Source organism: Edwardsiella anguillarum ET080813, from assembly GCF_000264765.2.
Lineage (GTDB): Bacteria > Pseudomonadota > Gammaproteobacteria > Enterobacterales > Enterobacteriaceae > Edwardsiella > Edwardsiella anguillarum.
Genome location: NZ_CP006664.1, coordinates 1,511,774 through 1,531,083, shown reverse-complemented (window position 1 = coordinate 1,531,083; position 19,310 = coordinate 1,511,774). Strand labels below are relative to the sequence as shown.

Annotated in this window: 22 protein-coding genes; 17 read left to right on the top strand and 5 right to left on the bottom strand. The window is 62.4% G+C overall.

What is annotated here, in order from left to right; translation table 11 throughout:
* Nucleotides 1–20: 20 nt before the first annotated feature.
* Nucleotides 21–647, bottom strand: coding sequence for a lysoplasmalogenase (locus ETEE_RS06920; protein WP_034163960.1), 627 nt, complete (start codon nucleotides 645–647; stop codon nucleotides 21–23).
* A gap of 195 nt (nucleotides 648–842) precedes the next feature.
* Here ETEE_RS06920 and ETEE_RS06915 point away from each other — a divergent pair, with 195 nt between their 5' ends.
* Nucleotides 843–1,160, top strand: a complete 318-nt coding sequence (locus ETEE_RS06915; RefSeq protein WP_034163959.1) for a DUF1820 family protein — start codon at nucleotides 843–845, stop codon at nucleotides 1,158–1,160.
* Nucleotides 1,160–1,516 carry a DUF2500 domain-containing protein gene (locus ETEE_RS06910; protein ID WP_034163958.1) on the top strand — a complete coding sequence of 119 codons (357 nt, stop codon included), beginning with the start codon at nucleotides 1,160–1,162 and terminating at the stop codon, nucleotides 1,514–1,516. Before ETEE_RS06915 ends, ETEE_RS06910 begins: the two co-directional genes overlap by 1 nt.
* Nucleotides 1,517–1,560: 44 nt before the next feature.
* Here ETEE_RS06910 and ETEE_RS06905 read toward each other — a convergent pair whose 3' ends face one another.
* Nucleotides 1,561–1,836 (bottom strand): DUF1145 family protein, encoded by a 276-nt coding sequence (locus ETEE_RS06905; RefSeq protein WP_034163956.1) that lies wholly within the window; start codon nucleotides 1,834–1,836, stop codon nucleotides 1,561–1,563.
* Nucleotides 1,826–2,437: a 16S rRNA (guanine(966)-N(2))-methyltransferase gene (gene rsmD, locus ETEE_RS06900; protein WP_034163954.1), complete on the bottom strand. Its 612-nt coding sequence runs from the start codon at nucleotides 2,435–2,437 to the stop codon at nucleotides 1,826–1,828. The genes ETEE_RS06905 and rsmD overlap by 11 nt, the downstream gene beginning before the upstream one ends.
* Nucleotides 2,438–2,833: 396 nt before the next feature.
* Here rsmD and ftsY point away from each other — a divergent pair, with 396 nt between their 5' ends.
* From ftsY to ETEE_RS06865, 7 genes are all read left to right on the top strand, one after another.
* A complete protein-coding gene (gene ftsY, locus ETEE_RS06895) occupies nucleotides 2,834–4,366 on the top strand; it encodes a signal recognition particle-docking protein FtsY (RefSeq protein ID WP_038631331.1) in 1,533 nt (510 codons plus the stop codon).
* Between the two features lie 5 nt (nucleotides 4,367–4,371).
* A complete protein-coding gene (ftsE, locus tag ETEE_RS06890) occupies nucleotides 4,372–5,043 on the top strand; it encodes a cell division ATP-binding protein FtsE (RefSeq protein ID WP_015462466.1) in 672 nt (223 codons plus the stop codon).
* A complete protein-coding gene (gene ftsX, locus ETEE_RS06885) occupies nucleotides 5,033–6,001 on the top strand; it encodes a permease-like cell division protein FtsX (RefSeq protein ID WP_034163953.1) in 969 nt (322 codons plus the stop codon). Before ftsE ends, ftsX begins: the two co-directional genes overlap by 11 nt.
* A 307-nt stretch (nucleotides 6,002–6,308) precedes the next feature.
* Entirely contained in the window at nucleotides 6,309–7,163 is an 855-nt protein-coding gene (gene rpoH, locus ETEE_RS06880) for an RNA polymerase sigma factor RpoH (protein ID WP_034163952.1), read from the top strand.
* 95 nt (nucleotides 7,164–7,258) lie between these two features.
* Nucleotides 7,259–8,380, top strand: coding sequence for a sugar diacid recognition domain-containing protein (locus tag ETEE_RS06875; protein ID WP_034163951.1), 1,122 nt, complete (start codon nucleotides 7,259–7,261; stop codon nucleotides 8,378–8,380).
* 186 nt (nucleotides 8,381–8,566) lie between these two features.
* Nucleotides 8,567–9,832 carry a GntP family permease gene (locus ETEE_RS06870; protein ID WP_034163950.1) on the top strand — a complete coding sequence of 422 codons (1,266 nt, stop codon included), beginning with the start codon at nucleotides 8,567–8,569 and terminating at the stop codon, nucleotides 9,830–9,832.
* A 15-nt stretch (nucleotides 9,833–9,847) separates the two neighbouring features.
* A complete protein-coding gene (locus ETEE_RS06865; protein WP_034163949.1) occupies nucleotides 9,848–10,984 on the top strand; it encodes a glycerate kinase in 1,137 nt (378 codons plus the stop codon).
* Here the strand turns inward: ETEE_RS06865 and panM are convergent.
* Nucleotides 10,981–11,373 (bottom strand): aspartate 1-decarboxylase autocleavage activator PanM, encoded by a 393-nt coding sequence (gene panM / locus ETEE_RS06860; protein ID WP_034163947.1) that lies wholly within the window; start codon nucleotides 11,371–11,373, stop codon nucleotides 10,981–10,983. The genes ETEE_RS06865 and panM overlap by 4 nt on opposite strands.
* A 298-nt stretch (nucleotides 11,374–11,671) precedes the next feature.
* Here panM and ugpB point away from each other — a divergent pair, with 298 nt between their 5' ends.
* The 5 genes from ugpB (at nucleotide 11,672) to ugpQ (ending at nucleotide 16,655) form a co-directional block, all read left to right on the top strand.
* On the top strand, nucleotides 11,672–12,991 hold the full coding sequence (gene ugpB / locus ETEE_RS06855) for a sn-glycerol-3-phosphate ABC transporter substrate-binding protein UgpB (protein WP_034163945.1): 1,320 nt from the start codon (nucleotides 11,672–11,674) through the stop codon (nucleotides 12,989–12,991).
* A gap of 66 nt (nucleotides 12,992–13,057) precedes the next feature.
* Nucleotides 13,058–13,942, top strand: a complete 885-nt coding sequence (gene ugpA / locus ETEE_RS06850; protein WP_034163944.1) for a sn-glycerol-3-phosphate ABC transporter permease UgpA — start codon at nucleotides 13,058–13,060, stop codon at nucleotides 13,940–13,942.
* Nucleotides 13,942–14,784, top strand: a complete 843-nt coding sequence (gene ugpE / locus ETEE_RS06845; protein WP_034163943.1) for a sn-glycerol-3-phosphate ABC transporter permease UgpE — start codon at nucleotides 13,942–13,944, stop codon at nucleotides 14,782–14,784. The genes ugpA and ugpE overlap by 1 nt, the downstream gene beginning before the upstream one ends.
* 24 nt (nucleotides 14,785–14,808) lie before the next feature.
* Nucleotides 14,809–15,912, top strand: coding sequence for a sn-glycerol-3-phosphate import ATP-binding protein UgpC (locus tag ETEE_RS06840; protein WP_034163942.1), 1,104 nt, complete (start codon nucleotides 14,809–14,811; stop codon nucleotides 15,910–15,912).
* Nucleotides 15,906–16,655 carry a glycerophosphodiester phosphodiesterase gene (gene ugpQ / locus ETEE_RS06835; RefSeq protein ID WP_167549814.1) on the top strand — a complete coding sequence of 250 codons (750 nt, stop codon included), beginning with the start codon at nucleotides 15,906–15,908 and terminating at the stop codon, nucleotides 16,653–16,655. Before ETEE_RS06840 ends, ugpQ begins: the two co-directional genes overlap by 7 nt.
* A 22-nt stretch (nucleotides 16,656–16,677) precedes the next feature.
* On the opposite strand, the gene ETEE_RS06830 is transcribed toward ugpQ, so the two are convergent.
* The gene (locus ETEE_RS06830) at nucleotides 16,678–16,971 is read right to left on the bottom strand and encodes a hypothetical protein (RefSeq protein ID WP_034163940.1); all 294 of its coding nucleotides are present in this window, start codon (nucleotides 16,969–16,971) and stop codon (nucleotides 16,678–16,680) included.
* 295 nt (nucleotides 16,972–17,266) lie between these two features.
* Between ETEE_RS06830 and glpE the strand changes: the two genes are divergently transcribed.
* From glpE to ETEE_RS06815, 3 genes are all read left to right on the top strand, one after another.
* Complete coding sequence (glpE, locus tag ETEE_RS06825; protein ID WP_034163938.1) at nucleotides 17,267–17,596, top strand: thiosulfate sulfurtransferase GlpE; 330 nt, start codon at nucleotides 17,267–17,269, stop codon at nucleotides 17,594–17,596.
* Nucleotides 17,597–17,636: 40 nt separating this feature from the next.
* The gene (gene glpG, locus ETEE_RS06820; RefSeq protein WP_034163936.1) at nucleotides 17,637–18,467 is read left to right on the top strand and encodes a rhomboid family intramembrane serine protease GlpG; all 831 of its coding nucleotides are present in this window, start codon (nucleotides 17,637–17,639) and stop codon (nucleotides 18,465–18,467) included.
* Between the two features lie 63 nt (nucleotides 18,468–18,530).
* Nucleotides 18,531–19,289 (top strand): DeoR/GlpR family transcriptional regulator, encoded by a 759-nt coding sequence (locus ETEE_RS06815; RefSeq protein WP_034163934.1) that lies wholly within the window; start codon nucleotides 18,531–18,533, stop codon nucleotides 19,287–19,289.
* Nucleotides 19,290–19,310 lie beyond the last annotated feature (21 nt).

The following is a 19,310-nucleotide window of genomic DNA, read 5'->3' as shown; positions in this document are numbered from 1 at the left end:
CGAGGCAGGCCGGCGGCGAATCAGAGATACAGGGAGCGGACGATCAGAAAGTGCCCGACGAAGTAGCCGAAGGCGATGAGCGCGCCGGCGGCGCGGAAGTGGGTGCGGAAGCGGTCGATAAGCCAGACGGCGTTGGCCAGCAGCAGCAGCCAGGCGCCGAGCAGCAGAGAGAATCCCTGATCGTCGCCGCGGACGAAGTACTGGGCCCCGGCGATCCACACCATTACCAGCATCATCGCCACATAGGTGACCACGGGCCAGCGCAGGGTCTCCAGGGGGCCCCAGATGATGGCCAGCAGCACTGCGCCGATGGCCAGCAGGATCAGCAGCGGCGGCCAGTACAGCGCCAGGGTCATGGCGCTGGCAAAGCTGATGGTATACAGCAGCTGGGAGAGAAACAGCGCGCCGATGGCATACAGCATCCGCTCACGCGGCAGCAGCAGCAAGGCATCCGCCGCCAGGGTGGCCAGCAGGCCCAGCAGAATGAAATAGCCGCCGGGTCCCAGATGCGGCGCATTCCAGCCCAGCAGCAGCAGCAGCAGCAGGGTCAGGGGTTTAAATAGCCAGCGCTGCCAGCTTGGACCACGGTAGCTGGCGTCGACGTACAGCCAGCCGGAAAATAGAACCGCCAGAAATGCCCAACTCATGCAGCCTCCTAACCTAGGGTGTGGGGATCGGCGCCGTGCGCCAAAGAGTCCATGGTCTGAGTGTAGGGGATGGCGTCGGGAGCGACAATGGTTTCCCGCTGCCGATGCAAAGGCGATGCTCCCTATGTTAGGCTGTGGGCGCGCCCGTCGGGCGGATCGTGTTAAATGTCTTAACGGAGGAGTCGACGCCGTACCATGTCCAGTCAGCCGCTATACCGTATCCAGTTCATGAATAACGGAAAAAATTATCAGCTGTACGTTCGGGAAATCATACAGAGTCCGCTGTTTGGCTTTATTGAGATCGCGGAGTTCGTCTTTGACAGCCACGGCTCGCTGCTGGTCGATCCGAGCGAAGAGAAGCTGAAGAGTGAGTTCGCCGGTGTGACGCGCAGCTATATCCCGATTCAGGCGGTGATCCGTATCGACGCCGTGACCGAGCGCGGCAGCGCCCGTATCTCCGATCTGGCGGATAACGTGGCGGTATTTCCGCTGTTTAACGGGAAGAAGCCCTGATGGGACGCCCGCCGCTGTTTTTTATCATCGTGGTGGTCGCGATCGCGTTGCTGGCGACTCAGCGCTTTGTTCAGCAGCGGCGCCAGGATGCCGCCAACGATGCCGCGCCACCGCAGAGGCTGCGGGCGACCCTGACGGAGAAGCGTGCGCTGCCGTCGCCGCTGCGCTCGCGCCAGCGGGAGGAGATCGTCGCTGAAATGGTACGTTATTCGCTTCAGTTTACGCCACTGGGGGGAGGAGAGACGCTGCGCTTTACTCTGCCGGAGCGTGACTGTGCGACGCTGACGCCCGGGATGCGGGGGACGCTGCGCGTGCAGGGCACCCGCTTCGTCGGTTTTTCCCCCGATGCGGCTTAAGTCACGCGCCGGGATGTATTTCGCGGCGCCCTAGAGCGCCGGCCTTATTGCTTCGGGCGCGGCGGCTGTTTCTTTTGCCAGGCGAGCAGCTCAAATACGCCGAACAGAAAGATACGCAGCTCCAGCCAAAAGCCGAGCTTGCGCTGCTCCAGCGGTAGGGTGCTCTTCAGCATGGTGACCTGCAGGCCGTGCATCAGCACCATAAAGACCATCGCCACGTTGACGAAGATGTTCAGCGGTCGCGGAAACGCGTGCAGCAGGTTAGCCAGCATGAATCCCCATACGCCCAGCATCAGCAGGCGGCCAATATTAATCCACATGGTTGTCTTCCTCGTGTTGCTCCGTCGCCTGGCGTCGGTACAGCCGATAGGCGACCTGTCCGGCGACCTTTTCACGCTGTAGCGCCCAGCTGGTCGGAATGGGCAGGGCAGGGCCGTCGGCCTCACACTCGATATAAATCCAGGCGTCCGCCGCCAGCCAGCCGTTCTGCTCCAGCAGCGTCAGGGTGTCGTTCAGCAGCCCCTTGCGGAAGGGGGGATCGAGAAACACCACCTGATACGGCGTTCCTCGTTGTGCCAGAAAGCGTAGCGTATCGGTGTGGATCACCTCAATCTGGGACGCGTTGAGCAGGGCCGCGTTTTTGCGCAGTCCCGCCGCCACCTGACGATCGGCCTCCAGCAGGGTCGCGCGCGCCGCGTACCGCGAGACGGCTTCGAACCCCAAGGCACCGCTGCCGGCGAAGGCGTCCAGACACTGGGTATCGTGCAGGATCGGCGCCAGCCAGTTGAACAGGGTTTCACGTACCCGATCGGTGGTGGGACGGAGTCCCGGGCTGTCCGGCACCGGCAGCTTGCGGCCGCGCCACTGTCCGGCGATGATGCGGATCTGGCCGCAGGGTTGTGCGTGAGGTTTTTTTGCCATGTAATCTGTTAGTGTCGTTGGGGAAACTGTGAGCGGAGTCAGACGGATGTCCGTCCTACGGCTCGCCCGCCATCGGCGGCAGAGCGGATGCGTGCGCGGCGCAGGCCGTGCCATACTGTTTAACGGTCCGCCTCGCCGCTTTCGATAGGCGCGCCGGCCAAAGATGCCGCCTGCGGTGCTCTCGGGCGCAGGCGAAACACAGCCTAATCCTTTATTGATTGAAATGCCACCCGAAACCCGGTTACATCCATGTTGCGAGCGATGGTTAAGTGATAAACTCAATCTTTGATATTTTTTAAATCGAATTGGTGTCTCTCGCCGCGCGGCCTTGCCCGCGCCAGCTAACGGCGGGAGTTCGCTTATAGCCTTGATTTGAGGCGGGAGTAGAGTCGTAAGATGGCAAAAGATAAGAAACGTGGATTTTTCTCCTGGCTGGGATTTGGCCGACAGCAGGAAGATCAGCCCCAGGAGCACGCCCCGGCGCAGTCGCCCGAGCACGCCTCGGCGCAGTCGCCCGAGCACGCGCCCGAGCCGGCCGTTCCGGCCGCCGATCCCGCGTCTGTTCCCGAACCTTGCGCAGAGATAGCCCCCTCCGAGACGCCGGCGCTTGACATCGCGCCCGCCGTGACGACGCTTGCTGCAGAGCAGGCAGAGCAGGCAGAGCAGGCAGAGCAGGCAGAGCAGGCAGAGCAGGCAGAGCAGGCAGAGCAGGCAGAGCAGGCAGAGCAGGCAGAGCAGGCAGAGCAGGCAGAGCAGGCAGAGCAGGCAGAGCAGGCAGAGCAGATGGAGCAGGAGATCATCGTCGCCCGCGCGGCCGCCATGGCGACCGCAGCGCTAGATGCCTCCCCGGTACCCGTGGATGCGGCAGTAGAGACGCCGGCGGTGGCGCCTATCGTGGATCTGGCCGAGGTCGCGCGCTCGCAGGAGACCGCCGATCTGCAGGATATCGACGCGGAAGAGAAGGCGTCGCCCGCGCCGATCAGCGTGCGTGAACAGGAGAAGCCGATGAAGGAGGGCTTCTTTGCCCGCCTGAAGCGTAGCCTGGTCAAGACGCGTCAAAATCTGGGATCCGGCTTCTTTGGCCTGTTCCGCGGCAAAAAAATCGATGACGATCTGTTCGATGAGCTGGAGGAGCAGCTCATCGTGGCCGACGTCGGCGTGGAGACTACGCGCAAGATCATCGACTCGCTGACCGCTCACGCCAGTCGCAAAGAGCTGAAAGATGCCGAGGCGCTATACGGTAAGCTGAAGGAGGAGATGGGCGAGATCCTGCAGAAGGTGGATGTGCCGCTGGATATCAGCGGGCATCAGCCGTTCGTTATTTTAATGGTTGGCGTTAATGGCGTGGGTAAAACCACCACCATCGGCAAGCTGGCCCGTCAGTTCCAGGCGCAGGGAAAATCGGTGATGTTGGCGGCGGGTGACACCTTCCGCGCGGCGGCGGTGGAGCAGCTGCAGGTCTGGGGCGAGCGTAACCATATTCCGGTGATTGCCCAGCATACTGGCGCCGATTCGGCCTCGGTGATTTTCGACGCGATCCAGGCGGCGAAGGCGCGTAAAGTGGACGTTCTGATCGCCGATACGGCGGGGCGTCTGCAGAATAAATCGCACCTGATGGAAGAGCTGAAGAAAATCGTGCGGGTGATGAAGAAGCTGGATGAGCAGGCACCCCACGAGGTGATGCTGACCATCGACGCCAGCACCGGGCAGAACGCCGTCAGTCAAGCGCGCCTGTTCAACGAGGCCGTTGGATTGACCGGTATTACCCTGACCAAGCTGGACGGTACCGCCAAGGGTGGGGTGATCTTCTCCGTCGCCGATCAGTTTGGCATCCCGATTCGCTATATCGGCGTCGGAGAAGGCATTGAGGATTTGCGTCCCTTTAAGGCTGATGATTTTATTGAGGCACTTTTTGCCCGAGAGGATTAAAACGGATGATTCGCTTCGAACAGGTCAGTAAAGCGTATCTGGGCGGGCGTCAGGCCCTGCAGGGGGTGGATTTTCACCTGCGGCAGGGCGAAATGGCGTTTTTGACCGGCCACTCCGGGGCGGGGAAGAGTACCCTGCTAAAGCTGATTTGTGGTATTGAGCGCCCGAGCGCCGGGCATATCTGGTTTGGCGGTCACGATATCAGTCGGTTGAAGAACCGTGAGGTGCCGTTTTTACGCCGCCAGATCGGGATGATCTTTCAGGATCATCACCTGCTGCTCGATCGCACCGTATATGACAACGTGGCGATGCCGCTGATCATCGCCGGCGCCAGCAGCGAAGACATTCGCCGCCGGGTGTCGGCGGCGCTGGATAAGGTCGGCCTGCTGGATAAAGCGAAGAACTTCCCCATCCAGCTGTCCGGCGGTGAGCAGCAGCGCGTCGGGATTGCCCGCGCGGTGGTGAATAAGCCGGCGGTGCTGCTGGCTGACGAGCCGACCGGTAATCTGGATGAGGCGCTGTCCGAAGGCATTCTGCGCCTGTTTGAAGAGTTTAACCGCGTAGGGGTCACGGTGCTGATGGCGACCCATGATATGACGCTGATCGCCCGGCGTCGCTACCGTATTCTGACGCTCAGTCAGGGGCGCATGGCTGGAGGGGTGCAGCATGAGCAATAAACCCAATGCCCGGACTCGACGCCCGGACAAGAGCAAGGCCCTGCGCGGCGGCTGGCGTGAACAGTGGCGCTATGCCTGGGTCAACACTCTGGCCGATATGCTGCGTCAGCCGCTGGCGACGCTGCTGACGGTGATGGTTATTGCGATCTCGCTGACCCTGCCGAGCGTGTGCTACCTGGTCTATAAGAACGTCAGTGAGGCTGCGACCCAGTGGTATCCCACGCCGCAGCTGACGGTGTATCTGGACAAGGCGCTGGATGACGACGCCGCCAGCCAGGTGATCGCGACCCTCAAGCAGCAGGACGGCGTGGCCAAGGTCAATTACCTATCGCGTGAAGAGGCGCTGGGCGAGTTCCGCAACTGGTCTGGCTTCGGCGGCGCGTTGGATATGCTGGAGGAGAACCCTTTGCCGGCGGTGGCGATCATTACGCCGAAGCTGAACTTTGAGAGCAGCGCCACCCTGAACACCCTGCGCGATCGCGTGGCGGCGGTGAAGGGGGTGGATGAGGTGCGCATGGATGACAGCTGGTTTGCCCGCCTGGCGGCGCTGACCGGACTGGTCGGCCAGGTGGCCGGAATGATCGGGGTGCTGATGGTGGTCGCCGTATTCCTGGTGATCGGCAACAGCGTCCGTCTGAATATTTTTAGCCGCCGCGATACCATCAATGTGATGAAGCTTATCGGCGCGACCGATGGCTTTATTCTGCGGCCGTTTCTCAACGGCGGGGCGCTGCTGGGGTTCAGCGGCGCGCTGCTGTCGCTGATCTTGTCCCAGACCATGGTCTGGCAGCTGGGCAGCGCGGTCGCGCGGGTGGCCTCGGTATTTGGTACCACCTTTACCCTGCACGGCCTCAGCTGGGATGAGTGTCTGCTGCTGCTGCTGGTCGCGACCATGATCGGCTGGATCGCTGCCTGGCTGGCGACTGTCCAGCATTTACGCCGTTTTACACCGCAGTAACACGACGTCATATCGCCTTATGCTATACTCTCCCCCCGTTGAGTCCGAGACGGGGGGAGAGCCAGCGGCCTGACCCAAACTTGGTTTCCCGCCTGATATGGTTTTATTCCTCCCCCGGTGCGCCGAAGCGGCGTATGCTTCTGTGAAGCCACTGTTGCAGATTTGTGTAATAATATCCGCTATAATAGTGAACTTGTGGGATAACTCACGGTCAAATTATGCAGAATCGTGCTAGTTTTCGTTGTTTGGCCCTTTTGCCCGGCCGAAAGCTGTAACGCACGGACTGTTATCGTATTGAGAGGGTTTGATGACCAAAGAAATGCAAACTTTAACCTTGGTTCCCCAGGGCAGTCTGGAGGCCTACGTGCGGGCTGCCAACGCCTATCCGATGCTGACGGCAGAGGAAGAGCGGGCGCTGGGGGAACGGCTGCATTACAAGGGAGACCTGGATGCCGCCAAACAGCTGATCCTGTCGCACCTGCGCTTTGTGGTTCATGTCGCCCGCAACTACGCCGGCTACGGACTGCCGCAGGCAGACCTGATCCAGGAGGGCAATATCGGCCTGATGAAGGCCGTGCGCCGTTTTAACCCCGAGATGGGGGTGCGCCTGGTATCGTTCGCCGTACACTGGATCAAGGCCGAGATCCATGAATATGTGCTGCGCAACTGGCGTATCGTTAAGGTCGCGACCACGAAGGCTCAGCGTAAGCTGTTCTTTAACCTGCGTAAAACTAAGCAGCGCCTGGGCTGGTTTAACCAGGACGAGGTCGAGCTGGTGGCCCGAGAGCTGGGCGTGAGCGAGAAGGACGTGCTGGAGATGGAGTCGCGCATGGCCGCTCAGGACATGGCGTTCGACCTGCCCGGTGACGACGAGCAGGAGGGCGCACCGGCGGCGCCGGTGCTGTTCCTGCAGGATAAGTCCTCTGACTTTGCCAATGAGATCGAGGATGACAACTGGGAAAGCCACGCAGCGGATAAGCTGAGCGTCGCCCTGGAGGGGCTGGACGAACGTAGTCAGCACATCATTCGCGCCCGTTGGCTGGACAGCGACAATAAGGCCACTCTGCAAGAGTTGGCCGATCGCTATGGCGTTTCCGCAGAGCGCGTGCGTCAGCTGGAAAAAAATGCTATGAAGAAGCTGCGTGCGGCGATAGAAGCCTGAGCGCGGTAACGGCAGGATAAAGGGCGATGCGACGGCATCGCCTTTTTTGTGTCCGTACGTCGGCGTCGCCGCGCCGGGCGTACGATGGAGGATGTATGGACGGCAGCGATCTCAGCGAAGCCGTGGCCCGACAGATAGTTCACCGGGCGATGGATATTATCGGCCACTCGGTCAACGTGATGGATGCCCGCGGCGTGATCATCGCCTCTGGCGATACGGCCCGCCTACATCAGCGTCATGAGGGGGCGGTGCTGGCGCTGGCAGAAAATCGCCTCATCGAAATCGATGAGGCGGCGGCCCGTCAGCTGCGCGGCGTGCGCCCCGGGATCAATCTACCGATCACGTTCCACCGCCGTCTGGTCGGCGTGGTGGGGATCTCCGGTGCTCCGGGCGAGGTGCGTGCCTATGGCGAGCTGGTGCGTATGGCGGCGGAGCTGATTCTGGAGCAGGCGGCGCTGCTGGAGCAGAGCCAGTGGGAGAAACGCTATCGCGAGACCCTGGTACAGCAGCTGATCGCCGACGAGCGCGATGAGGCCCAGCTGGCGGCGACGGCGGCCTATCTGGGCGTTGACGTCGCGCAGCCGCGCATTGCGCTGCTGTTTACGCTGCAGGATGCCCATCATGAGACGCTGCGCGCTCTGCTGGAGGCCCTGACGACGCTGCACCGCGAGGCGCTGATCGGGGTGCAGGGCTTTGGCCAGCTGGTGATGCTGCTGCCCTGCGGCGACGGCGCGACGGAGAGCCCGGCGCTGCGCCGGACGGTGCGTCAGCTGACCCGCGGTATCGCGGCGCGTTTCGCGCTGCATATCTATGTCGGGGGGGCGTTCTCCGGCGCCGGCGCCGTCTGCCGCTCCTACCGCAGCGCGCAGGCGCTGCGGGCGCTGGCGCGTCGCCATGCCCTGTCCGGGACGGTGATTTATTACCAGGATCATGTGCTGCCGACGCTGCTGGAGCATCTGGCCGGCAGCTGGCAGGCGGATGAGCTGGGGCAGGCGTGGCGGCGGCTACAGCGTCAGGATAGCCGCGGGGTGCTGTGCCGTACCCTACGGACATTTTTTGCTCAGAACTGTGAGCTGTCTCAAACCTCAAAACTGCTGCACATTCACGTCAATACCCTGCGCTATCGTCTGCAGCGGATCTCTGATATTACTAATTTAAATATCAACCAGTTACAGAGCGTCATTCAGCTTTATCTCGGTATGCAGCTGCACGGATAATTTGGCCTTTCCTACAAAAACGGCGCCGATCCACGGCGCGTTTTCTGTCCGTTTCCCCCAAGCTTTTCCCCGCCTATTTTTCATAATGGCTCGGTATCGAGGCTCTCCCGCCTGGCGGGAGAGCACTGAGTACCCTTTGCCGCCCTCGGCGGCCATACCGATAAAAATAACAAGAGGAGTCATTCTATGGTGACCGTATCCGCAACGGGGGCGCTGGTGGCGCTGATCGTTGCCATCGTTTTGATTTTACGCAAGGTTCCGCCAGCCTACGGTATGATTGCCGGCGCGTTGGTCGGGGGATTGGTCGGCGGTGCCGATCTGGTGCAGACCATCGCCCTGATGATAGGCGGGGCGCAGGGGATCACCAGTGCAGTGCTGCGTATTCTCGGCGCGGGGATCCTGGCCGGGGTGCTGATTGAGTCCGGCGCCGCCAGCGCCATCGCCGAGACGATCGTACGCCGCGTCGGCGAGGGGCGGGCGCTGCTGGCGCTGGCGGTGGCTACGCTGCTGCTGACCGCCGTCGGCGTCTTTGTCGATGTGGCGGTGATCACCGTGTCGCCGATTGCCCTGGCTATCGCTCACCGGGCCGACATCTCTAAAATGGCCATTTTGCTGGCGATGGTCGGCGGCGGCAAGGCGGGAAACGTCATGTCGCCCAATCCCAACACCATCGCCGCGGCGGAGGCCTTCAACGTGCCGCTGACCTCTCTGATGATGGCCGGTGTCGTGCCCGGGCTGTTCGGCCTGGCTCTGGCTTACCTGCTGGCGCGGCGCCTGCGCGGGTACGGGAGTAAGGTTCAGGCCCATGAGCTGGTGGCCGCCGATCACGTCAGTCAGCCGGGCTTCATGGCCGCGCTGACCGCGCCGCTGGTGGCCATTGTGCTGCTGGCCCTGCGCCCCGTCGCAGGCATCGCCATCGATCCTCTGCTGGCCCTGCCGCTGGGAGGGCTGATCGGACTGCTGGCCATGGGGCAGTGGCGTCACGCCAACCGCTACATGGTCTCCGGGCTGTCGCGCATGGCGCCGGTCGCGATTATGCTGCTGGGGACCGGTACGCTGGCCGGCATCATCGCCAACTCCGGATTGAAAACGGTGCTGATCGACGGCCTGGGCGCATCCGGTTTGCCCTCTTATCTGCTGGCGCCGGTCTCCGGCGCGCTGATGTCGATGGCCACCGCGTCTACGACGGCGGGCACCGCCGTGGCCTCCGCCGTCTTTAGCGCTACCCTGCTGGAGATGGGGATCACGGCGCTGGCCGGGGCGGCGATGATCCATGCCGGTGCGACCGTATTTGATCACATGCCGCACGGCAGCTTCTTTCATGCCACCGGCGGCAGCGTCAACATGCAGGTGCATGAGCGCCTGAAGCTGATCCCTTATGAAACCGCGATCGGCCTGATGATCGCGCTGATTTCCACGCTGATGTTCGGCGTATTCCACCTGGCGGGTTAACGGAGAAGAGAGAGTATGAAAGTTGTGATCGCCCCCGATTCGTTTAAAGAGAGCCTGAGCGCTATGCAGGTGGCACAGGCGATTGAGCAGGGGTTTCGTGAGATCTATCCCGATGCCGATTACCTGCTGTTGCCGATGGCGGATGGTGGCGAGGGCACCGTCGATGCCATGGTGGCGGCGACCGCTGGACGGCGCATCGCGCAGACGGTAACCGGCCCGCTTGGGCAGCCTGTGGCGGCCTTTTTTGGCTGGCTGGGCGACGGCGAAACCGCGGTGATCGAGATGGCGGCCGCTTCCGGTTTGCATCTGGTGCCGCACGGTCAGCGCGACCCGAGCATCACCACCTCCTACGGCACCGGCGAGCTGATCCTGGCGGCGCTCGATCACGGCGCACGCCGATTGATCCTGGGGATCGGCGGTAGTGCGACCAACGACGGCGGTGCCGGAATGATGCAGGCGCTGGGCGCCAGACTCAGCGATGCGCAGGGACAGGCGCTGACCTATGGCGGCGGCGCCCTGGGTGAGCTGGCGCACATCGATCTGACGGGGCTCGATGTCCGGCTGGCGCAAACCGATATCCTGGTGGCCTGCGATGTCGATAATCCACTGTGCGGCCCGCAGGGGGCATCGGCGGTATTCGGCCCGCAGAAAGGGGCTACGCCGGAGCAGGTGCGCCGTCTGGATACGGCTTTACATCGCTATGGCACGCTGCTGGAGCAGGTCAACGGCCGATCGGTGCTGACGGTGGCGGGAAGCGGCGCGGCCGGTGGTATGGGCGCGGCGCTGTGTGGCCTGCTGAATGCCCGTCTGCGTCCCGGTATTGAGATCGTCACCGATGCGCTGGATCTGGCGCAGGCGGTACAGGGGGCCAGCCTGGTGATCACCGGCGAGGGACGTATCGACAGCCAGACCGTACACGGCAAGACGCCGATCGGTGTGGCGCGGGTAGCGAAGGCCGCCGGCGTACCGGTCATCGCATTAGCCGGAGGGATGACGCCCGACTATGGCGTGGTGCATGCCCATGGGTTGGATGCGGTATTTTCGGTACTGTGCCGCGTTTCCCCCCTGGAGGAGGCGCTGGCACAGGCGCACGATAATCTGCGCGTTACGGCGCGCAACGTTGCGGCGGTCTGGCGTGCCGCACGCGGTTAACGGCGCCAGCCCTCCGGCCGGCGGCTGAAGCCGCAGGCGCGCATAAAGCCGTCCATGATGGCGAGCTGTGCTGGCGGAATATCGCCAAGCGGCAGTTGCCAGGCGTGAATGTCTGGCAGCTGGCGCAGCGTATCCTCCACCAGGTACAGGCCGACGCCGCGCCGCCGGGTGACCTCGCGAACCATCAGGTCGCGCAGGGTCGCGATGCCGTTATCCTGCGTCACCTTCACGGCCGCCAGCAGACGATCGTTAAAGCGGGCGACAAACAGCGCGCCGCCGTTGTCCAGCCCGCGCTGCCACGCCTGCGGCGTTTGCTGCGGCCAGATTTTTTGCAGATCGCCCAGATCGGCGGCGTTGAGGGTATGCAGACGTTCAATGGTGAGTTTCATGGGCCTTCCATTAGGTGATGGGGGTACGCAGGCGGCGTGCCGTTCATTGTACGGCATTCCCGACGCGGGCGCAGGAGGGCGCGCGTGATGCCGCCGGTTCCCTATCCCCCTGTGCGCGGTCTCTCGCCCTGATAGCGCCTCTCGGCGCTGCGCCGGGTGTCACGGTCACGTCATTTTTATTTCATCCTGCGGTTATTTTTCTGTCATACGCACGTGGCATGGTACGCAGCGCAAGCAATATGTTGTTTTTCACTCAATTAGTTGCGCGCCGATGAGCGTTTCACCACGGAGAGATGGAATGGTTAACAAGGTAACACTGACGCTGGCATCGCTGGCGATGACCCTGACGCTGAGCGGTCCGGGATGGGCGGTCACCGAGATCCCGTTCTGGCACTCAATGGATGCCGAGCTGGGCAAAGAGGTGGATAGCCTGGCGGCGCGCTTTAACCAGTCACAGAGCGACTACAGGGTGGTACCGCTCTACAAGGGCGACTACGAGCAGAGCATGGCGGCTGGCATCGCGGCCTTTCGCAGCGGTAAGGCGCCGGCGATCCTGCAGGTGTATGAGGTCGGAACGGCGACGATGATGCAGGCGCGCCAGGCGGTGAAGCCGGTTTACCAGGTCTTTCAGGAGGCCGGGATCGCCTTTGATGAGGAGCAGTTCGTGCCGACGGTCGCCGGGTACTACGCCGATGGCGGCAATGGGCATCTGCTGTCCCAGCCGTTCAACAGCTCGACGCCGGTGCTCTACTATAATAAAGATGCCTTCAGAAAGGCGGGACTGGATCCGCAGAAGCCGCCGCAGACCTGGCAACAGCTGGCGCAGTACGCCGCCATGCTGCGCCAGAGCGGGATGCGCTGCGGCTATGCCACCGGTTGGCAGGGCTGGGTACAGTTGGAAAACTTCAGCGCCTGGAACGGCCTGCCCTTTGCCTCGGAGAATAACGGCTTCGGCGGTCCGTCCGCGCGCCTGACCTTTAACCAGCCGCAGCAGGTGGCCCATATTCAGCGCCTAGCAGACATGCTGAAGCAGGGCGATTTTAGCTACTTCGGGCGCAAGGATGAGCCGACTGCCAAATTCTATAACGGTGACTGCGCGATGGTCACCGCCTCCTCCGGTTCGTTGGCCAATATTCGCGAGTACGCCAAGTTTGACTATGGCGTCGCCTTTATGCCCTACGACGAACGCATCGGCAGCGCGCCGCAGAATGCCATTATCGGTGGCGCCAGCCTGTGGGTCATGAACGGTAAGAGCCCGCAGATTTACCGCGGCGTCGCCGAGTTTCTTCACTTTCTCACCCGCCCGGAAAACGCGGCGGAGTGGCATCAAAAGACCGGCTATCTGCCGGTGACGACCGCCGCCTATGCGCTGACGCGGCAGCAGGGATTCTACGACCGTAATCCCGGCGCCGATACGGCGACGCGCCAGATGCTGAACAAAGCGCCGCTGCCGTTTACCAAAGGCGTACGCCTGGGCAACATGCCGCAGATCCGCACCGTGGTAGACGAAGAGCTAGAGGGGGTCTGGACCGGTAGACAGAGCGCCCAGCAGGCGCTGGATAACGCCGTGATGCGCGGCGATCGGCTGCTGGCGCGCTTTGAGCAGAGTACCCGTTAGTTTCATGGTGCGTTGGCCATGACGGCGCCGGGCGCGGCGTCATGGCATGAGATAGGCTGAGGTAAGATGAACTCCCCGATCCCCGTTTATGGCCGTAGCTGGCTGCCCTATGCGTTAATGGCGCCCCAGCTGGCGATCACCGCGATCTTTTTTCTGTGGCCCGCCGGCGAGGCGCTGTGGTACTCCCTGCAGCAGGTGGATCCCTTTGGTCTGTCCAGCCGCTTTGTCGGGCTGGCGAACTTTGTACAGCTGCTGGATGACCCCTACTACCTGGCATCGCTGCGTACCACCCTGTGGTTCAGTGCGCTGGTGACTGTCAGCGGCCTGGCTATTTCGCTGTTTTTTGCCGCGCTGGTGAACCAGGTGCTGCGCGGACGTCGCATTTACCAGACCCTGTTTATCCTGCCCTACGCCGTCGCCCCGACCATTGCGGCAGTGCTGTGGATGTTTTTGTTCAGCCCCGGCATGGGGCTGATCAGCCATGCGTTGGCCAGCGTCGGCTATGACTGGAACCATGCGCGCCACAGCGGGCAGGCGATGTTTCTGGTGGTGTTGGCCTCAGTATGGAAGCAGGTGAGTTATAACTTCCTGTTTTTTCTGGCTGCGTTACAGTCGGTTCCGCGCTCGCTGATCGAGGCGGCGGCCATCGACGGCGCCGGTCCACTGCGGCGCTTCTGGCATATCGTCCTGCCGCTGATCGCCCCGGTGAGCTTTTTCCTGCTGGTCGTCAATCTGGTCTACGCCTTTTTCGATACCTTTCCCGTTATTGATGCCGCCACCGGCGGTGGGCCGGGGCAATCCACCACCACCCTGATTTATAAGATCTACCGTGAAGGGTTCGCCGGGCTGGATTTGTCCAGCTCCGCGGCGCAGTCGGTGGTGCTGATGACGATGGTGATCGCGCTGACCCTGATCCAGTTTCGCTATGTTGAGCGTAAGGTACGCTACTGATGATAGAAAACCGTAGAGGGCTGACGTGGTTCAGCCACCTGATGCTCATCGCCGGGGCGCTGACGATCCTGTTTCCGCTGTATGTGGCGCTGGTGACGGCGACCCTGGATCGGGCCCAGGTCTTTCAGTCGCCGATGCCGCTGCTGCCCGGCGGCGAGCTGTGGAATAACATTCGTCACGTCTGGCAGCAGGGGATCGGCAACGGCGCCCCCTTTGGCCGCCAGCTGCTGAATAGCCTAGTAATGGCGCTGGTGATCACCGTGGGTAAGATCAGCGTATCGATGCTCTCGGCTTTCGCCATCGTTTATTTTCGTTTTCCGCTGCGTAACCTGTTTTTTTGGCTGATATTTATTACCTTGATGCTGCCGGTTGAGGTGCGTATTTTCCCGACGGTGGAGGTGATGGCCGGGCTGCAGCTGATGGACAGCTATACCGGACTGACGCTGCCTCTGATGGCGTCGGCGACCGCCACGTTTTTGTTCCGTCAGTTTTTTATGACGCTGCCGCCGCAGCTGGTTGAGGCGGCGCGCATCGACGGTGCTGGGCCAATGCGTTTTTTCCGCGATGTGCTGTTCCCCCTGTCGCGGACCAACCTGGCGGCGCTGTTTGTGATCACCTTTATCTATGGATGGAATCAATACTTATGGCCGCTGCTGATCGCCAGCGATTCGGGCATGGGGACGGCGATGGTGGGCATTAAAAGCGCCATCGCCAGCGGTGAGGGGGCGACCGAGTGGCAGCGCGTAATGGCGGCGCTGCTGCTGACGCTGCTCCCTCCGCTGCTGGTGGTGTTTACCATGCAGCGCTGGTTTGTGCGCGGCCTGGTCGATAGCGATAAATGATTGGATGAGAGAACGGATGACTCAATGGCGCGTTTAACATTACAGAATGTCAGTAAAAGCTATGATGGACGGCAGGCGATCATCAAAGGGATCGATCTGGAGGTAGAGGACGGTGAGTTTATCGTGATGGTCGGCCCCTCCGGCTGCGGTAAGTCCACCCTGCTGCGCATGGTGGCCGGTCTGGAGCAGGTCAGCGGCGGCGATATCTATATCGGCGATGAGCGGGTGACCCAGCGGGAGCCCAAAGATCGCGGCGTGGCGATGGTGTTCCAGAACTACGCGCTGTATCCCCATATGACGGTGGCGGACAACATGGGCTACGGTCTGAAGATCCGCGGGTTGGGTAAGCAGCAGATCCGGCGGCGGGTCGAGGAGGTCGCACAGATCCTTGAGCTGGGCACGCTGCTGGATCGGCGCCCCGGCGAGCTCTCCGGTGGTCAGCGCCAGCGCGTCGCGATGGGGCGGGCGATCGTCCGTGAGCCGGCGGTTTTCCTGTTTGATGAGCCGCTCTCCAACCTGGACGCCAAGCTGCGGGTGCAGATGCGATTGGAGCTGCAGCAGCTGCACCGGCGGTTGAAGACCACCAGTCTTTATGTCACCCACGATCAGGTGGAGGCGATGACGCTGGCCCAGCGGGTTATCGTGCTCAATAAAGGGGTTGCCGAGCAGATTGGTACCCCGACCGAGATCTATCACCGCCCGGCCAGCCGCTTTGTCGCCGGATTCATGGGGGCGCCGGCGATGAACCTGTTTGACGGCGCGCTGGCGGACGACGGACAGACCTTTTGCCTGGCGCAGGATCAGCGCATCCGGCTGCAGCGGCCGCTGCCGGGACTGGCCGGCCGATCGCTGACGCTCGGGATCCGGCCTGAACACCTGCGGCGCGCCGACGCGACGGAGGGCGAGACGGGGAATACGCTGACCATCGACACGCTGGAGCTGCTGGGTGCGGACAACCTGGCGCACGGGCGCTGGGGCGACCAGGGCGTCACCGTGCGTTTACCCTATCAGGCGGTGCCGGCTATCGGCAGCGTATTGCAGCTGGTGCTACCGCAGGATAACCTGCATTTCTTTGAACCTAGCGATGGGCGGCGTATCGCGCTGTCCGCAGAGGAACCATCATCATGAGTCACTGGCCTTATCCGGCCATCGTCGCCCACCGCGGCGGCGGCAAACTGGCGCCGGAGAATACCCTGGCGGCAATCGATGTGGGGGCCAGCCATGGCCATACCATGATTGAGTTCGACGCGAAGCTGAGCGCTGACGGGCAGATCTTTTTACTGCATGACGATACGCTGGAGCGAACCACCAACGGCTGGGGCGTGGCGGGGGAGCAGCCCTGGGAGCGGCTGGTGGGCCTGGATGCCGGGGGGGGATTCAGCCGTCGCTTTGCCGGCGAGCCTCTGCCGCTGTTGAGCCAGGTCGCCGCGCGCTGCCGGCAGCATGGCATGATGGCCAATATCGAGATCAAGCCTACCCACGGCTGCGATGTCGACACCGGGCGGGCGGTGGCGCTGGCCGCCGCTGCCCTGTGGCAGGACGCCGCGGTGCCGCCGCTGCTGTCTTCCTTCTCGCAATCGGCGCTGGCCGAGGCTCAGCGCGTCGCGCCGCAGCTGCCGCGCGGGCTGCTACTGGAGGCGTGGGACGATGAGTGGCGGGCGCTGACACGGGCGCTGGGCTGCGTCGCGCTACATATCGATCACCATGCCCTGAACGCCGAACGCGTAGCGGCGATCCGCCGCGCCGGGCTGCATATCCTGGTATACACGGTGAATCAGCCGCAGCGGGCCCGCGAACTACTCGACTGGGGCGTCGATAGCATCTGTACCGATCGCATCGATCTTATCGGTCCTGACTTCGTCAAACGCTGAGGCGGACGGCGCCACGCGCCGGCTACGGCGCGCGCGGTGGGGTCGGCGCCGGCGTTACGCCCTGCGAGCTTTGCCACAGCGGATCGTTGCGCTGCATACGCTGATTCAGCTGCTGAATCTGCTGTGCCTGCGCGTCGCGCTGGATCTGCGTTTGGGTGTTGCGCAGGCTCTGCTGAGCGGCGTCGTTGCGCTGCTGCTGAAACTGCTGCTGCTGTTGCTGGATCATCTGCTGCTGCTGCTGCATCAGGGCGCTATCGGCATGGGCGGACAAGAGAGGCCCGCCCAGCAGGCTCAGGGTGAGGACGATGTATCTCATGGAAACGTCTCCGTCACGGCGGCACCGCCGGTATGGCCGCGCCTCTGCGTCAGTATAATCAACGGCGCGGCGGGGCGCGTGGCGCAAAGTGGGATGGCGGTGGGGGATTTTGCCCGTCGTCCGGCCGATCGCGCTTTTTGTGCTTGCTTTTTAATGTAAAAGCCGCAATCTCTGGGAGGCTTCAGCGAGCCTGCCCAGACACCTCTGTAGCGGGCGTTCGTGCACCGTTGTCGTATTCTGCATTTAACAAAACAGTTACAATGCGTCTCTTTTTGGGGAGAGGCAGAGGTAGAGTATGGAGCAGTTTGAGACGATCGCCGTCGCGCAGGCGCAGCACATGCTGGCGCAGAGGCAGGCGCTGTTGCTGGATATCCGGGATGCGCAGAGCTATGCCGCCGGACACGTGCCCGGGGCGTTTCATCTGACGGATGCGACGCTGCCCGCGCTGATGCGGCAGTATGACGGCGGTCAGCCGGTGATGGTGATGTGCTACCACGGCAATAGCAGCCGCGGCGCGGCGCAGTATCTGCTGCACCAGGGATTTGATGAGGTTTACAGTATTGACGGCGGCTTTGACGCCTGGCAGCGGGCTTACCCTGACGAGGTGGCTCGCGGCGGCGACTGAGGCGCGTACCGTCAGTGGTTATCGATATAAGCAGGTATTCATGGTTCGTGTGATCACATTGGCTAACCCGCGTTTGGCGCAGGCGTTTATTGACTATATGGCGACACAGGGCGTGCGTCTGGAGGCGGAGAGCGGGCAGCAGGGCGTGGCACTGTGGCTGGCCGATGATAGCCGTTTGGCGCAGGTCGAGCAGGAACTGCAGCGTTTTTTGCAGGCGCCGCAGCACCCGCGCTATCAGGCCGCCAGCTGGCAAAGTGGCTCGACTCACAGCGGGCTGCGCTATGCCCGTTTTGGCTACCTGCGCAGCTTTGCCCGCCAGAGCGGCCCGCTGACGATCGGGGTGACGCTGCTGTGCATCTTGGTGTATCTGCTGCAGCTGGCGCTGGGCGACGGTGCGGTGATGGCCTATCTGGCTTGGCCCGCGGATGCGGCGCAGCGCTATCAGCTGTGGCGCTACTTCACGCCGGCGCTGCTGCACTTTTCACCGCTGCACATCATCTTCAATCTGATGTGGTGGTGGTATCTGGGCGGCCAGGTTGAGAAGCGTCTGGGTGCCGCCAAGCTGGCGCAGATAGCGCTGGTTTCCGCGCTGATGAGCGCCTGGGCACAGTCGCTGTTCAGTGGGATTTTCTTCGGCGGCCTGTCCGGCGTCGTGTATGCCCTGATGGGCTATGTCTGGTGGTGCGGCGAACGAGCGCCGCAGTTTGGCGTCGCCATGCCGCGCGGCCTGATGCTGTTTTCGCTGCTGTGGCTGGTGGCCGGCTATTTCAACTGGTTTGGCCTGGCGATCGCCAATGCCGCTCACGCCGGTGGCCTGGTGATCGGTCTGCTGATGGCGTTTTGGGATATGCGCCATTTCCGCCGACAGTGAGGCTATTGCCCGCTGTTCCGTTTTAATGCTGCCGGGGGAGCCGGTAAACGCAGGGGAATTTTCGTGAAACAAACACAGCGCCATGAAGCGATTATCGATCTGGTCCGTCAGCGGGGCTATGTCAGCACCGAGGAGCTGGTCGAACACTTCGACGTGAGTCCGCAGACCATCCGCCGCGATCTGAATGACCTGGCTGAACAGAGTAAGATCCACCGCCATCACGGCGGCGCCGCGATGCCGTCGAGCTCGGTCAATGCGGCTTATCACGATCGCAAGGGAATGTGGTCGGAAGAGAAGGCGCGTATTGCCCGGCGGGTCGCCAGCATGATCCCCGACGGCGCCACCCTGTTCATCGACATCGGCACTACGCCGGAGGCCGTTGCTTATGCCCTGCTTAACCATCATAACCTGCGGGTGGTGACCAACAATCTCAACGTGGCCAGCCTGCTGATGGTGAAAGAGGATTTTCGCCTGATCTTGGCCGGCGGTGAAGTTCGCACCCGCGACGGCGGCATCGTCGGTGAGGCGACGCTCGACTTTATCTCCCAGTTTCGCCTGGACTACGGGATCCTGGGCATCAGCGGCATCGACATGGATGGCTCTCTGCTGGAGTTTGATTATCACGAGGTGCGTACCAAGCGGGCGATCATTGAGAACTCCCGCTGCGTGATGCTGGTAACGGATCACTCAAAATTTGGCCGCAACGCGATGGTGAATCTGGGGACCATGGAGCTGGTGGACTATCTGTTTACCGATCAGCAGCCGCCGCAGGGACTGCAAAAAGTGATCGAACAGCACAGCGTTCAGCTGGAGATCTGCTAGGAGATATCCCGTCACGCCGCA